Annotated in this window: 13 protein-coding genes; 9 read left to right on the forward strand and 4 right to left on the reverse strand. The window is 74.1% G+C overall.

Annotated elements, in window-relative coordinates; all coding sequences use genetic code 11:
- The first annotated feature begins 514 nt into the window (after window positions 1–514).
- From FXF52_RS01650 to FXF52_RS01660, 3 genes are read left to right on the forward strand one after another with little or no spacing between them, the layout of a single operon-like run.
- Window positions 515–2,149, forward strand: a complete 1,635-nt coding sequence (locus tag FXF52_RS01650) for an AMP-binding protein (RefSeq protein ID WP_255471690.1) — start codon at window positions 515–517, stop codon at window positions 2,147–2,149.
- Window positions 2,136–2,393, forward strand: a complete 258-nt coding sequence (locus FXF52_RS01655; protein WP_148793318.1) for a glutaredoxin family protein — start codon at window positions 2,136–2,138, stop codon at window positions 2,391–2,393. The genes FXF52_RS01650 and FXF52_RS01655 overlap by 14 nt, the downstream gene beginning before the upstream one ends.
- A gap of 21 nt (window positions 2,394–2,414) precedes the next feature.
- Window positions 2,415–3,065: an HAD family hydrolase gene (locus FXF52_RS01660; protein ID WP_148793319.1), complete on the forward strand. Its 651-nt coding sequence runs from the start codon at window positions 2,415–2,417 to the stop codon at window positions 3,063–3,065.
- A 134-nt stretch (window positions 3,066–3,199) separates the two neighbouring features.
- Here the strand turns inward: FXF52_RS01660 and FXF52_RS01665 are convergent, their stop codons facing one another.
- Together FXF52_RS01665 and FXF52_RS01670 are read right to left on the reverse strand one after the other, a co-directional pair.
- Complete coding sequence (locus tag FXF52_RS01665) at window positions 3,200–3,859, reverse strand: response regulator transcription factor (RefSeq protein ID WP_148793708.1); 660 nt, start codon at window positions 3,857–3,859, stop codon at window positions 3,200–3,202.
- Between the two features lie 52 nt (window positions 3,860–3,911).
- Window positions 3,912–5,216: a sensor histidine kinase gene (locus FXF52_RS01670; protein ID WP_148793320.1), complete on the reverse strand. Its 1,305-nt coding sequence runs from the start codon at window positions 5,214–5,216 to the stop codon at window positions 3,912–3,914.
- A gap of 376 nt (window positions 5,217–5,592) precedes the next feature.
- On the opposite strand from FXF52_RS01670, the gene FXF52_RS01675 reads away from it, so the two are divergent.
- Genes FXF52_RS01675 through hemB form a run of 5 tightly spaced genes read left to right on the forward strand, consistent with a single transcriptional unit; the run spans window position 5,593 to window position 11,271 of the window.
- A complete protein-coding gene (locus tag FXF52_RS01675; RefSeq protein WP_148793321.1) occupies window positions 5,593–6,363 on the forward strand; it encodes a redox-sensing transcriptional repressor Rex in 771 nt (256 codons plus the stop codon).
- The gene (locus tag FXF52_RS01680) at window positions 6,360–7,733 is read left to right on the forward strand and encodes a glutamyl-tRNA reductase (RefSeq protein WP_148793322.1); all 1,374 of its coding nucleotides are present in this window, start codon (window positions 6,360–6,362) and stop codon (window positions 7,731–7,733) included. Before FXF52_RS01675 ends, FXF52_RS01680 begins: the two co-directional genes overlap by 4 nt.
- The gene (gene hemC / locus FXF52_RS01685) at window positions 7,730–8,698 is read left to right on the forward strand and encodes a hydroxymethylbilane synthase (protein WP_148793323.1); all 969 of its coding nucleotides are present in this window, start codon (window positions 7,730–7,732) and stop codon (window positions 8,696–8,698) included. The genes FXF52_RS01680 and hemC overlap by 4 nt, the downstream gene beginning before the upstream one ends.
- A complete protein-coding gene (locus FXF52_RS01690; RefSeq protein ID WP_148793324.1) occupies window positions 8,695–10,275 on the forward strand; it encodes a uroporphyrinogen-III synthase in 1,581 nt (526 codons plus the stop codon). The genes hemC and FXF52_RS01690 overlap by 4 nt, the downstream gene beginning before the upstream one ends.
- Window positions 10,276–10,287: 12 nt before the next feature.
- Complete coding sequence (gene hemB / locus FXF52_RS01695) at window positions 10,288–11,271, forward strand: porphobilinogen synthase (protein ID WP_148793325.1); 984 nt, start codon at window positions 10,288–10,290, stop codon at window positions 11,269–11,271.
- On the opposite strand, the gene FXF52_RS01700 is transcribed toward hemB, so the two are convergent.
- Together FXF52_RS01700 and FXF52_RS01705 are read right to left on the reverse strand one after the other, a co-directional pair.
- Window positions 11,265–12,815 carry a DHA2 family efflux MFS transporter permease subunit gene (locus FXF52_RS01700; protein ID WP_148793326.1) on the reverse strand — a complete coding sequence of 517 codons (1,551 nt, stop codon included), beginning with the start codon at window positions 12,813–12,815 and terminating at the stop codon, window positions 11,265–11,267. The genes hemB and FXF52_RS01700 overlap by 7 nt on opposite strands.
- A 1-nt stretch (window position 12,816) precedes the next feature.
- Entirely contained in the window at window positions 12,817–13,401 is a 585-nt protein-coding gene (locus FXF52_RS01705; RefSeq protein ID WP_148793327.1) for an NADPH-dependent FMN reductase, read from the reverse strand.
- A 57-nt stretch (window positions 13,402–13,458) separates the two neighbouring features.
- Here FXF52_RS01705 and FXF52_RS01710 point away from each other — a divergent pair, with 57 nt between their 5' ends.
- Window positions 13,459–13,806 (forward strand): MerR family DNA-binding transcriptional regulator, encoded by a 348-nt coding sequence (locus FXF52_RS01710; RefSeq protein WP_148793328.1) that lies wholly within the window; start codon window positions 13,459–13,461, stop codon window positions 13,804–13,806.
- The last annotated feature ends 445 nt before the right edge of the window (window positions 13,807–14,251 follow it).

The following is a 14,251-nucleotide window of genomic DNA, read 5'->3' on the forward strand; positions in this document are numbered from 1 at the left end:
CACCGGCCGCCGTGGCGTCGTGGCGGGGCCGGGTACGCCACGGCCGGGCAGGATCGTCCCGGGACGTGCCGACGGGCGGCAGATCCCCTTGAGGTGCTGGTCCAATGCGCTCACAGGCACGGGGGCCTCCTCGGGCTGAGGGGTGTCGACTCACGGCAAATCGGGTGAGCCGACCCGAGTGATGATAGGGCCAACGTCACCCGCGCGTGGCAAGTCCGTTACACAGGGCGGAAGTATTTCCGCTCCCGTCGCACCGATGGCGGACCCGTTGTCCGTCGTGTGCGGTTGACTTTCGCATCGGAACCTGGTTCTGGGTGGAAAGTCCTGGTCGGAGCGATTTCGTCCCGCCCTCGGCGTGTCGCGGCGGCCGCCCGGCGGGGGCGGCCCCTCATGCCCGGACACCCGGTCGTGTGGACTGCCGCCCGGTCCCGTCGGGAGGACCGCTGCGGCACGACCGGCCCGGCCCGTGCTCGGGCGTGGCCGGGCGGACGCGGCTGTGCCAGACTCAGCCACCGTGCAGGACGCAGCCGACAGCTCCGCGCCGAACCTCGCCGACCGGCTCCGCCGGGCGGCGGCCGCCCACGGTGACCGCCCCGCGCTGCACTGGCGCGACCAGACCCTGACCTGGTCCCAGCTGGACGCCGCGGTCACCGACACCGCTCGCGCGCTGGCCGGGACGGTGCCGCCGGCGACCGGGGACGCCCACCCGCCCCGGGTCGCCATCGCCTTCGGCAACACCCCGGACTTCGTGGTCACGTATCTCGCCGTGCTCCGGGCCGGCCTGGTGGCGGTGCCGGTCAACCCGGGCTTCACCGCCCGGGAGCTGCGGCACGTGCTCGCCGACTCCGGGGCCGCCGCGCTGGTCTGCGCGGCGGAGGTCCGCGAGCGGATCGCCGGCGAGGACCTGCCCGCACTGGCCGCCGTGCACACCGCCCCGCCGGTCACCGACGGTGACACCCCCGCCGACCTGCCCACCCGGGGCGGGGCCGACCTCGCCGTCCTGCTCTACACCTCCGGCACCGAGGGCCGGCCCAAGGGCGCCATGCTGTCGCACCGCGCCCTGGCCGCCAACCACGAGCAGGTCGGCCGGATCGACCCGTTGGTGATCGGCCCCGACGACACCGTGCTGCTCGCCCTGCCGCTCTTCCACGCGTACGGCCTGAACTCCGGGCTCGGGGCCGTGGTGCACCACGGGGCGACCGGGGTGCTGGTCGACGAGCTAGGCCCGGATGGGGCGCTCGCCGACCTCGCCCGGCACCGGGTCAGCGTGCTGGTTGGCGTACCGTCGATGTTTCTGACCTGGGCCGACGCGGGCGACGCGGCGGCGACGGCGCTGGCCTCGGTGCGGGTTGCGGTGTGCGGCGCGGCCCCGCTGCCGATGGCGGTCGCGGCGCGCTTCACCGAAACCACCGGGCATCCGGTGCACGTCGGGTACGGCCTCACCGAGACCGCCCCGGTGCTCACCTCCACCCTGGTCGGCGGCGAGCCCACGTCCGGGTCCATCGGCCGCCCACTGCCCGGCGTCGAGCTGCGCCTGATCGGGCCGGACGGCGTCGACCTGTGGCGGGACGGTGTGCCCACCGCCGAGGAGGACGCCGACGAGTTGGACCTCTCCGACGACGCGTCGGGGACCGACCCGGGGCAGATCGTGGTCCGGGGCGACAACCTCTTCGCCGGCTACTGGCCGGACGGGCGGGGCGGGCCGGACGCGGACGGCTGGTGGGCCACCGGCGACGTGGCGTACGCCGACGACGCCGGGGACCTGTTCCTGGTCGACCGGCTCGGCGAGTTGATCCTGGTCAACGGCTTCAACGTGTACCCGCACGAGGTGGAGTCGGTGCTCCAGGCGCATCCCGGGGTGGCCGAGTCGGCCGTCCTCGGGGTGCCGCACCCGCGGACCGGCGAGACTGTCCGGGCGTACGTGGTGCGGGCGGCCGGTTCGGCGGTGACGGCCGAGGAGCTGCTCGGCCACTGCGCACGTAACCTGGCCCGGTTCAAGTGCCCGACCGCCGTCGAGTTCGTCGACAGCCTGCCGTACTCGGCGATCGGCAAGGTACGCAAGACCGAGCTCCGCCCGGTGGCGCCTCCGGTGTCGTCACCGGCGCCGCCGACCGAGATCCGCACGGAGGTACCCGATGTCCAGCCGTGACGCCCGGCTCACCCTGATCACCCGGCCCGGCTGCCACCTCTGCGAGGACGCGAAGGCGGCGCTCGACCGGGTGGTGGCCGTCACCGGGGACCGGTGGATCGAGAAGGACGTCACCGGCGACCTCGAGCTGGAACGCGAGTACGGCGACCGGCTGCCGGTGGTGCTGCTGGACGGCAAGGAGCACGGCTACTGGCGGGTCGAGGAGGGCCGGCTGCTGCGGGACCTGACCACCCCGCAGCTCTGACCGGCCCCTTATGGTGCAGCGATGACCTCGACGCGCGGCCACCTGGTGTGGGACTGGAACGGCACCCTGCTCAACGACCTTGACCTGGTGGTACGCGCCACCAACGTCGCCTTCGCCAGCGCCGGCGGGCCGGCGGTCACCGCCGACGAGCACCGGGTGCGGTTCCGCCGGCCGATTGCCGACTACTACGCCGAGATGCTGGGGCGGGCGGTCGACCACGAGACGTTCGGCCGGCTCGACCGGATCTTCCACGACGCGTACCGGGCCGGGCTGACCAGCTGCGCGCTGGCCGCCGACGCCACCGCCGCGATCGCCGCCTGGCCGGGCAGCCAGTCCCTGCTGTCCATGTGGTTCCACGACGAGCTGGTCCCGACCGTGCACACGTACGGGCTGACTCCGCACTTCGCCCGGGTGGACGGGCTGCGGGCCGCGGTGGGCGGGGGCCCCAAGGCCGAGTGGCTGGAGAAGCACCTGGCCGAGCTGGGGCTCGGCGGCCACCAGGTGGTGCTCATCGGCGACTCGCTCGACGACGCCGATGCGGCGCTCTCGGTCGGCGCCCGCTGCGTCCTCTACACCGGCGGCTTCTCCGACCCCGCCCGCCTCCGCGCCTCCGGCCACCCCGTCGCCGACACCCTCACCCAGGCGGTAACCCTGGCCCGCACCCTCCCCTGACCCGCCCTTGACCCGCTCTTGACTCCGTTGATCATGAGGTTGTTGTCCTCTGCGTCGGCGTGTCGCGACAACAACTTCATGATCAACGCGTGTTCGGGCCGGGCGGGCCGGGGCGCGGCAGGGGCGCAGCAGGGTCAGGCGCGGAGGTGGGTGAGCACGGCCAGGACCCGGCGGTGGTGGTTCGTCGCGTCCTGGGCGAGGTCGAGCTTGGTGAAGATGTTGCGGACGTGCTTCTCCACCGCGCCGTCGCTCACCACCAGGATCCGGGCGATCGCGGTGTTGGAGCGCCCCTCGGCCATCAGGGCGAGCACCTCCCGCTCGCGCGGCGTCAGCGAGGACAGCGGGTCGTCGCGCCGCCGCCGGACCAGCAGCTGGCCGATCACCTCGGGGTCGAGCACCGTGCCGCCGGCGGCCACCCGGCCCAGCGCGTCCAGGAACTCGTCGATCGCGGCCACCCGGTCCTTGAGCAGGTAGCCGATCCCGCCACCGCCGGCGCCGCCGGCGGTCGCGAGCAGGTCGTCCGCGTACGACACCTCGACGTACTGGGAGAGCACCAGGACGGGCGTACGGGGCACCCGCCGGCGCGCCTCCACGGCCGCCCGTAGCCCCTCGTCGGTGTGCGAGGGCGGCATCCGCACGTCCACCACCGAGATGTCCGGCCGGTGCCTCACCACCGCCTCGACCAGGGCGTCCCCGTCGCCGACGGCCGCCACCACCTCGTGTCCCGACTCGGTCAGCAGCCGGACCAGCCCCTCCCGGAGCAGTACGGCGTCGTCCGCGATCACCACCCGCATGGGTCCGCTGTCTACCACGTCCTCGGTCACCGGTCTGCCCTCCGGGTCGTCGTCAGCGGGGCAGTTCGGCGCGGACGAGGGTGGGCCCGCCGGCCGGGCTGGACACCTCGAGCACGCCGCCGGCCGCGCGTACCCGGTCGGCGATGCCGCTCAGACCGTGCCCCTTGGCCAGGTGGGCGCCGCCCACCCCGTCGTCCACCACGCCGATCTCCAACCGGCCGACCCGGCGGGTCACCTCGACCTGGCACGTGGTGGCGTGGCTGTGCTTGGCGACGTTGGTCAGCGCCTCGGCCACCACGAAGTACGCCGTGCTCTCCACCGCCGGGTCCAGCCGTCCGCCGGGCGTGCCCAGGTCGTCCTCGACCACCAGTTCGGTGGGGACCAGCGCGCGGGCGGCGAGGGCGGCCAGGGCGCTCGGCAGCCCCCGGTCGACCAGGATCGGCGGGGCGATGCCGCGGGAGAGGGCACGCAGCTCGTCGAGGGTCTCCCGGGTCTGGGTGACCGCCTCGTCCAGCGTCCGGCGGGCCGCCTCCGGGTCGGCGGCGAGCTGCTGACGGGCCCGGCTGAGGTCCATGGCGAGGCGGACCAGCCGCTGCTGGGGCCCGTCGTGGATGTCCCGCTCCAGCCGGCGCAGCGCGGACGCCTCGGCGGAGGCGGCGGCCCGCTTCTGCTCCTCCAGCGTGGTGATCCGGTGCCGCATCTCGGCCACGCCGGTGAGCAGCGAGCGGGCCAGGCCGGCCTGGAGCCCGGCGCAGGCCCGGGCCACCAGCGGCAGGGTGAGCAGGCAGAACAGCCCGAACGAGGTGTTCAGCGCGATCCGTGGCACGGGACCGACGCCCATCCCGAGCAGCTCGCTGAGGTCCTGCTGGCCGGGGCCGTGCGGGATCGCCCAGTCGTAGGTGACGTAGAGCGTGCCGCCGATGGCCACCGCCCACCACACCAGCATCAGCACGAACGTGGGCAGCGCCACCAGCAGCTTGACGAAGGCGTGCAGCAGGTCGAGCCAGGACTGGGCGTCCCGCATCGGCACCAGGAGCCGCCGCCAGTAGCCCGACCCGGGCACGGGGGTCAGGTACACGGGGCGGACCCGGGGCTGGCGCAGCACGGCGGGCAGCCGCAGCCGTTCGAGATCGGCCAGCGCCCGGGCCGCGTACAGGGTGCCGGCGAGGACGGGCAGGCCGAGCGTGGTCACCAGCAGCCCGGCGGTGAGGGAGATCCCCGCCACCGCCACCACGAAGCCGACGAGCGCCAACGGCAGGCCGGCCAGCACGTAGCCGGAGTCGCGCAAGAGCCGCCGCCCGAGGCCGGGGACGGGGGTGGTGGGGGTGGGCATAGTGGCCAGCGGTACTGCGGTCATGTCCCGAGGCTATGGGCCACGAGCCGCCGGACCCATCCCGTGGGCCGGCCTCTCCGGGGTGGGGTTCTCCCTACCGCCCGGGCCGATTTTCGTGACACAGCGCTACCGGGCGCGTGCGATTGGTCAGAGAAGTCGGGATTGAGCAATAATCGCCGAGCGGCGCCGACCAAGCGCTCTCAATCGATCTTGTGAAATGGAGGGGCAGGTGGAGGCACGTCGCGGGCCAGCAAGATCGCGATTTGTGCACCCCTTCACAAGCGCCTACTCTGTAGTTCCGACGCGCCCTGCTAGCACAGCCGGCACCATCGGTCGCCAGCGGGAGTCCCGGAACGACCGGCCACCGACGCTGGTCGAGGATCGCACCGCACGGAGTCTCATGAGTCAGCACCGTCACCCTGGCACGCCCGGTCGCGCCGGTGCCGTACCGGCGCTCCCGGACCTGCCCGAGGCGACCGTCGCTCGGCTCCCGGAATACCTCCGTGCCCTGCACAATCTCGCCGAAACCGGTCACGAAACGGTGTCCAGCGAGGGGCTGGCCAATGCCGCCGGGGTGAACTCGGCGAAGCTGCGCAAGGACCTCTCCCACCTCGGCTCGTACGGCACCCGCGGGGTGGGCTACGACGTCGCCCTGCTGATCGACCAGATCGAGTCGGTGCTCGGGCTCACCCAGTGCCGCTCGGTTGCCCTGGTCGGCGTGGGTAATCTCGGTCACGCTCTGGCCGGCTACGACGGCTTCGCCAGCCGCGGCTTCCGGATCGCCGCGCTCTTCGACGCCAGCCCGTCCCGGGTCGGCGAGGAGATCAACGGCCTGGTCGTCCGGCACGTCGACGAACTGCCCCGGGTCGCCACCGAGGAGTCGATCTCGATCGGCGTGATCGCCACCCCGGCGTCGGCCGCGCAGGCGGTGGCCGACCAGCTGGTCGCGGTCGGCGTGACGAGCATCCTCAACTTCGCGCCGTGCGTACTCTCGGTTCCGGAGGGGGTCGACGTGCGCAAGGTCGACCTCGCGATCGAGCTGCAGATCCTGTCCTTCCACGAGCACCGCAAGGCGTCGCTGACCGCGCTCCCCGCCACCGGCGGGTCCGCCCTCACCGCCCTGCCCGGCGGTCTCGCGGCCACTGACAACCAGGAGGCGATCGGCACGTGAAACTGCTCGTCGTCGGCGCGTCCTACCGCACCGCACCGGTCGCCACGCTGGAGCAGCTGGCGGTCCCGCCTGCCGACCTCACCCGCACCCTGGACCGCCTGGTCGCCCAGCCGTACGTCGCCGAGGCCGTGCTCGTCTCCACCTGCAACCGGGTGGAGGTGTACGCGGCCGTCTCCGGCTTCCACGGCGGCCTCGGCGACATCTGCGCGGTCCTGGCCGAGCAGGCCGGCTGCGCCCCGGCGGCGCTCGCCAACCACCTCTACGTGCACTACGACGCCGCCGCCGTCGACCACGTCTTCCGGGTGGCCGCCGGGCTGGACTCGATGGTGGTCGGCGAGGCGCAGATCCTCGGCCAGCTCCGGGACGCCTACCACTCGGCCAGCGGCGCCGACTCCGCCGGTCGGCTGCTGCACGAGCTGATGCAGCAGGCGTTGCGGGTGGGCAAGCGCGCGCACGCCGAGACCAACATCGACCGGGCGGGTCAGAGCGTCGTCACCGCCGCCCTGGACCTGGCCGCCGACCTGCTCGACGGCGACCTGGCCGGTCGGCCCGCCATGGTGGTCGGCGCGGGTGCGATGGGCTCGCTCGGCGTGGCCACCCTCTCCCGGCTGGGCGCCGGGCCGCTCACCGTGACCAACCGGGGCGCCGACCGGGCCGTCCGGCTGGCCGAATCGTACGGCGCGAACGCCGTGCCGATGGCCGAGCTGGTCGACGCGCTTTCCACAGTGGACATCGTAGTGGCCGCCACCGCAGCCACCGAACCGGTCCTCACCCGCGACGTGGTGACCCGCGCGCTGGCCCGGCGGGACGCCGGCCGGTGCCCGCTGGTCCTGCTCGACCTGGCCGTCCCGCGCGACGTCGAGGAGGGTGTCGCCGAGCTGTCCGGCGTCGAGGTGATCGACATCGACCGGATGGCGGCCATCCTCGCCGACGGTCCCGCCGCCGCCGACGCCGCCGAGGTGGCCCGGATCGTCGGCGGCGAGGTCGAGGCGTTCCTCAGCTGGCTGCGCGGCGCGGACGTGGCGCCCACCGTGGCCGCGCTGCGCGGGCGCGCCGACGACGTGGTCACCGCCGAGCTGCGCCGGCTCGCCCAGCGCCGTCCCGACCTCACCGACGACCAGCGCGCCGAGGTCGCCCACACCGTGCACCGGGTGGTGCAGCGGCTGCTGCACCAGCCGACCGTACGGGTGCGCCAGCTCGCCGCCGAGCCGGGCGGCGACCAGTACGCCGCCCTGCTGCGCGAGCTGTTCGACCTGGAGGTGCCGCAGACCTCCCCGGTCGACACCGTGCCCGACGTGGTGGCGACGGACACCGACGGCCGCCCGTCGTTCGACGCCGTGGACGTCCCACCCACCGGAGGTGCGCGATGACCGCCCCCCTGCGCCTCGGCACCCGGGGCAGCGCCCTGGCGATGGCCCAGTCCGGCCACGTGGCCGCGGCCCTCACCGCGGCCACCGGCCGCGAGGTCGAGCTGGTCGAGGTGGTCACCGCCGGCGACCGCTCCTCGGCCCCGGTGCACCGGCTCGGCGTCGGCGTCTTCGTCTCCGCGCTGCGGGACGCGCTGACCGCCGGCGTGATCGACTTCGCCGTCCACTCGTACAAGGACCTGCCCACGGCGGGCGCCCCCGGCCTGCACATCGCGGCCGTGCCGCCCCGGCAGGACCCGCGCGACGCGCTGGTCGCCCGCGACGGCCGTACGCTCGCCGAGCTGCCGCCCGGCGCGCGGGTCGGCACCGGCGCGCTGCGCCGCATCGCCCAGCTGCACGCGCTGGGCATGCAGCTCGAGGTCACCTCGATCCGGGGCAACGTGGACACCCGGCTCGGCCGGGTGCTCGGCCCGGACGCCGACCTCGACGCCGTCGTGCTGGCCCGGGCCGGGCTCGCCCGGCTGGACCGGACCGACGTGATCACCGAGACGCTCGACCCGATGCTGATGCTGCCCGCGCCCGCCCAGGGCGCGCTGGCGGTGGAGTGCCGGGTCGACGACCAGGACCTGGTCGAGCTGCTCGCGCTGCTCGATCACGCACCGTCCCGCGCCGCGGTCATCGCGGAGCGGGCACTGCTGGCCACCCTGGAGGCCGGGTGCAGCGCGCCCGTCGCCGCCTACGGCGAACTCGCCGAGGGTGACGCCGGTGAGGAGATCTACCTGCGCGGGGCGGTGATCAGCCCGGACGGTACCCGTGACCTCCGGCTGTCCCGCACCGGAACGCCCGCCGACGCGGCGGAGATCGGCAAGGCACTCGCCGCCGAACTCCTCGAACTCGGCGCCGACTCGATCCTCGGCCAAGAAGGACACGCCGGTCCGGGGACCCAGCAAATTGGGAGCACAGAATGACCCGCACCCGTAAGCCCGCAGGCCGTATCGCGTTCGTCGGGGCCGGACCCGGCGACCCGGGCCTGCTGACCCGCCGGGCGCACGACGCCCTGGTCGACGCCGACCAGGTGGTGTACGACCGGGGGATCCCCGAGTCGCTGCTCGAGCACGTCCGTGCCCAGGCCAAGTCCGACGCCCAGTTCAGCCCGGCCGAGGGCGTACCGGGGGACGTGGCGAAGGTGCTGATCTCCGCCGCCCGCTCCGGGCAGAACGCGGTGCACCTGGTCGCCGGTGACCCGTTCGGCCACGACTCGGTGGTCAAGGAGGTGCAGGCGGTGGCGCGTACCGCCGCGCACTTCGAGGTGGTCCCGGGCGTCGGCCAGGCCGAGGGCGTGGCCACCTACGCGGGTGTGCCGCTGCCGGGGGTGCGGACCGTGGCCGACGTCGAGGACGTCACCGCGCTGGACTTCGACGCGCTGGCCGCGGCCGTCGGCCGGGGCTCGCTGGCGCTGGCCGTGGACGCCGGTGACCTGGCCGCCATCCGGGACGGCCTGCTGGCCGCCGGGGTGGACGGCACCACCGCGGTCGGGGTGACCGGCGACGGCACCGGCGAGACGCAGTACACCACCACGTCGACCGTGGACTCGTTCGTCGCGGCGGCGCTCGGCTTCACCGGGCGGGTCGTGCTCACCATCGGGGAGAGCGTCAGCCAGCGGGACAAGCTGAGCTGGTGGGAGAACCGGCCGCTGTACGGCTGGAAGGTGCTCGTCCCCCGGACCAAGGAGCAGGCGGGCGTGATGAGCGCGCGGCTGCGCGCGTACGGGGCGATCCCGTGCGAGGTGCCGACCATCGCGGTCGAGCCGCCGCGTACCCCGGCCCAGATGGAGCGGGCGGTCAAGGGCCTGGTCGACGGCCGGTACGCCTGGGTGATCTTCACCTCGGTGAACGCGGTCCGGGCGGTCTGGGAGAAGTTCGCCGAGCACGGGCTGGACGCCCGGCACTTCGGCGGCGTCAAGATCGCCTGCATCGGCGAGGCCACCGCGGACGCGGTGCGGGCGTTCGGCATCCAGCCGGAGCTGGTGCCCTCGGGTGAGCAGTCCTCGGAGGGTCTGCTGGCCGAGTTCTCGCCGCACGACGAGATCCTCGACCCGGTCGGCCGGGTGCTGCTGCCGCGCGCCGACATCGCCACCGAGACCCTCGCCGCCGGGCTCACCGAGCGCGGCTGGGAGGTCGACGACGTGACCGCGTACCGGACCGTCCGGGCGGCGCCGCCGCCGGCCGAGATCCGCGACGCCATCAAGTCGGGCGGGTTCGACGCGGTGCTCTTCACCTCGTCCTCCACGGTCCGGAACCTGGTCGGCATCGCCGGGAAGCCGCACGCGCGTACCGTTGTCGCCGTCATCGGGCCCAAGACGGCGGAGACGGCGACCGAGTTCGGCCTGCGGGTCGACGTGCAGCCTGCGCACGCCTCGGTGCCCGACCTGGTGGAGGCGCTCGCCGCCTACGCCGTCGAGCTGCGCGAGAAGCTCGCCGCCATGCCGGCCAAGCAGCGCCGGGGCTCGAAGGTGCAGGGCCCGACCGCCCTGAGGTTCCGCTGACAGGAGGCTCCCGTGCCGTACCCCGAGATCCGGCCCCGCCGGCTGCGCCGTAACGCCGCCGTGCGGCGGCTGGTCGCCGAGACCCGCGTCGACCCGGCCGAGCTGGTGCTGCCGATGTTCGTCCGGGAGGGGCTGACCGAGCCACGAGCCGTCGCGTCGCTCCCGGGAGTGCTCCAGCACTCCCGGGACTCGCTGCGCAAGGCCGCCGTCGAGGCGGTCCAGGCCGGCGTGGGCGGGCTCATGCTCTTCGGGGTGCCCGCCGAGCGGGACGCCACCGGCTCGGGCGGCATCGATCCGGACGGCATCCTCAACGTCGCCATCCGGGACGTCGTCGCCGAGGTGGGTGACGCCACCGTGGTGATGAGCGACCTGTGCCTGGACGAGTTCACCTCGCACGGGCACTGCGGCCTGCTCACCCCGGACGGCGACGTGGACAACGACGCCACCCTGGAGGCGTACGCCCGGATGGCGGTCGCCCAGGCCGACGCCGGGGTCCACGTGGTCGGCCCGTCCGGGATGATGGACGGCCAGGTCGGCGTGGTCCGCCGGGCCCTGGACGCCGCCGGCCACCAGAACATCGCGGTGCTGGCCTACGCGGTCAAGTACGCCTCCGCGTTCTTCGGCCCGTTCCGGGACGCGGTCGAGTCGGCCCTGGAGGGCGATCGGCGCGCCTACCAGCAGGACCCGGCGAACCTGCGGGAGTCCCTGCGCGAGGTGGAGCTGGACGTCGCCGAGGGCGCCGACATGGTGATGGTCAAGCCGGCGCTGCCGTACCTCGACGTGGTGTCGGCGGTCCGGGCCGCGGTGGACGTCCCGGTCGCCGCCTACCAGGTCTCGGGCGAGTACGCGATGGTCGAGGCGGCCGCCGCGAACGGCTGGATCGACCGCGAGCGGGTGATCCTGGAGACGCTCACCTCGATCCGCCGGGCCGGCGCGCAGATCATCCTCACCTACTGGGCGGTCGAGGCAGCCAAGCTGCTCCGCGAACGCTACTGAGCGGTGACGGCCGGCGGCTGACAGCCCTCAGTCGCCGCGGCCGTGCCCACCGAATCCGCTTGACCGGCGCGGGGCCGGGCCTCGGCGGGTCCGGTGTCGCCGGTCGCCGGGGTGGACCTGTCGGCGGGCAGCCGTCGGCTGGTCAGCCACGCCAGCGCCAGCAGCACTCCGGACGCCGCCAGCGTGAGCTGTACGGCCCGGGCCAGGTCGGCGGCGTACGCGGTCCGATCGGCGGGCGCGAGCCGTGCGGCGGCGACGATCCCGTCCTCGCCCAGCCCGGGGGCGAACCGGCCCACCAGCCAGGCGAGCAGGGCCGCGATCAGGGCGGTGCCGGCGGCCACCGCGGTGTTCGAGACGGTGGTGAGCAGCGCCGTCCCGGACGGGATGTCGCCCCGGGACAGCCGCCGGCTGGCCGCCGCCATGGTCGGCATCAACGTGGCGCCCGTGCCCAGTCCGGTCACCGCGCCGAGCGCCGCGAGCAACGGGTACGAGGTGTCCGCGTCGAGCACCGCCACCCGGGCCACCGTGCCGGCCAGCGCGGTCGCGATGCCGAGCCCGACGACCAGCCGCGGGGAGGCCCGGTCCACCAGCCGGGTCGCGACCTGGAGCATCAGCCCGGTGGCCAGTGCCTGCGGGATGCCGATCGTGCCGGCAAGGGTGGCCGAGTCGCCCCGCACGATCTGCACGTACGCCGGAGCGATGAGGAACGAACCGAAGTAGCCGGCGGCGAACAGGCCGACGGTGGCCGCGCCGGCCGCCATGCCCGGGGTACCCAGCACGGACAGCCGCAGGAGCGGGTGCGGCACCCGGCCGGCCCGCCGGACGAACACCACCACCAGCGCAGCACCGGCCAGGAGCGGGACCAGCACCGGCGCGCTCAGCAGCCCGCCCCGGTCACCGGTGACGCTGAGCCCGTACACGGCCAGGGTGAGCCCGGGACAGAGCAGCAGTAGCCCGGGTACGTCCAGCCGGGCGCCGGGCCGGGGGTCGGTGACCGGCAGCACCCAGCGGCCGAGCAGCACCGCCGCCACCCCGATCGGCACGTTGATCCAGAAGATCCACCGCCAGGAGGCGTGGTCGAGCAGCGTACCGCCGAGGATCGGCCCGACCAGCGGGCCGATCAGGACCGGCAGACCCGCCAGGCTCATCATCCGGCCGCGCCGATCCGGTGGCACGGCGGCCAGCGCGATCGCCATGCCGACCGGGTTGAGCAGGCCGCCGCCCAGGCCCTGGACGACCCGGAAGGCGATCAGCGGGCCGACACCCCAGGCGCAGCCGGCCAGCAGCGAACCGGCGGTGAACAGGGCCAGCGCGGCCAGGTAGGCGGGCCGTGCGCCGAATCGGCCGATCACCCAGGCCGCGGTGGGCATCACCGCGACCAGGGCGAGCGCGTACGCGCTGGTGACCCAGCCGATGGTGGGGAGATCGGCGTCGAACTCCTCGGTCAGCCGGGGCGCGGCGACCACCATCACCGTGGTGTCGATGACGGCGAGCAGGCCGCCGAGGGTCAGGTACCAGCCGAGGCGGTATGCGGCGCGGTCCATCTCAGCTCCCGTACGGCCGGTTGCGGCGGGCCGTCCGCAGCGCCTCGCCCCACCAGGCGAGCTCGTCGAGCGTCGCGTCGGCGGCCTTGCCCAGCGGCCCGTCGTCGACCAGCCGGCCCTGCTGGTCGAGGCGCTCCCAGGGGGCGGTGAGCACCACCCCGGTGCGGATGGTGGCGGCGTGCAGTTCGGCGAAGACCAGCCGGAGCTGCTCGACCGCGCGGATTCCGCCCGAGCCGGCGCCGTACGAGACGAAGGCGACCGGCTTGGCGGCCCATTCCCGGTGGTGCCAGTCGATCGCGTTCTTAAGCGCGGCCGGGAAGCTGTGGTTGTACTCCGGGGTGACCACCACGAACCCGTCGGCGGCGGCCAGCCGGTCGGCGATCGGGCTGTCCGGGTTGCCGCCGGGCGGGGTGTCGGCGAGGGGGAGCGCCACTTCGGCCAGGTCGACCAGGTCGACCCGCACGTCGGTGCGGCGGGTGGCCCGGTCGGTGAACCAGTCGGCGACGAGCCGGCCAATCCGGGGCTGGCGGACGCTGCCGACGATCACGGCGACAGTGAGCGGGTTCCGGGAATCTTGCGTCGTCATGCGCTTGACGCTAAAACTGAAACAATTGTTGAAGTCAAGCTGCGCGGAGGGGTGACGGTGGGCACGTTGACGGTCGGCGAGGTGGCCCGGGAGAGCGGGGTGAGCGGCTCCGCGATCCGCTTCTACGAGCGGGAGGGCCTGATCGCGGCTACCCGGACCAGCGGCAACCAGCGCCGGTTCGAGTCCGACGCGGCCTGCCGGGTGCGAGTCGCCCGGGTCGCCCAGCGGATCGGCCTGAGCGTGGGCGAGATCCGGGACCTGCTGGCCGCTCTGCCGCTGGAGCCCGACCTGGCCGACTGGCAGACGCTGCACGACCGGCTCACGGCGGAAGCGGAACGACGGATCGCCGAGCTGCACGCCGCCCTCGATGACATTCGCTCCGGCCGCCGGCTCTGCGACCTCTGACCCGCCGGAACACCGGCCTTCGTTCGTTCCGGAGCGCTGCCCAGCGGCGCGGAGGCCGAATTGTGGCCGGGTGTTCGTCCGGCCGGGCGCGCAGCCGGATGCCCATGGCGCGGCGACCGGCGCCTCCGGCCGCGATCCGCGCGGTGCGCACCCCGCTGCTCCCACCCGGCGGACTGCCGCGCGCGGGCCCTCGTCAGCCTGGTGGCGGCATGGGTCGACCGCTCGGTCACCGGGACGGCTGCTCCAGCTGTCCTGAAGTGGCCGCCACCGCCGGGTCGGTGAGGGTCGGCTTGCCGGTCCTGTCTTTGAGGGTGCTGCCGTCGAGCTGGCTCATCACTCTCCGTGTCAAACCCCTGCCCCTCGGGATCAGTTCGCTTGTTGCTTTGCTCTGCAGCCATCCACGCAGCAGCCACCCTGCGTTCCCGATGCGGATATGGCTGCAGAG

It is taken from the genome of Micromonospora sp. MP36 (assembly GCF_008119785.1).
In the GTDB taxonomy this organism is placed as follows: Bacteria; Actinomycetota; Actinomycetes; order Mycobacteriales; family Micromonosporaceae; genus Micromonospora.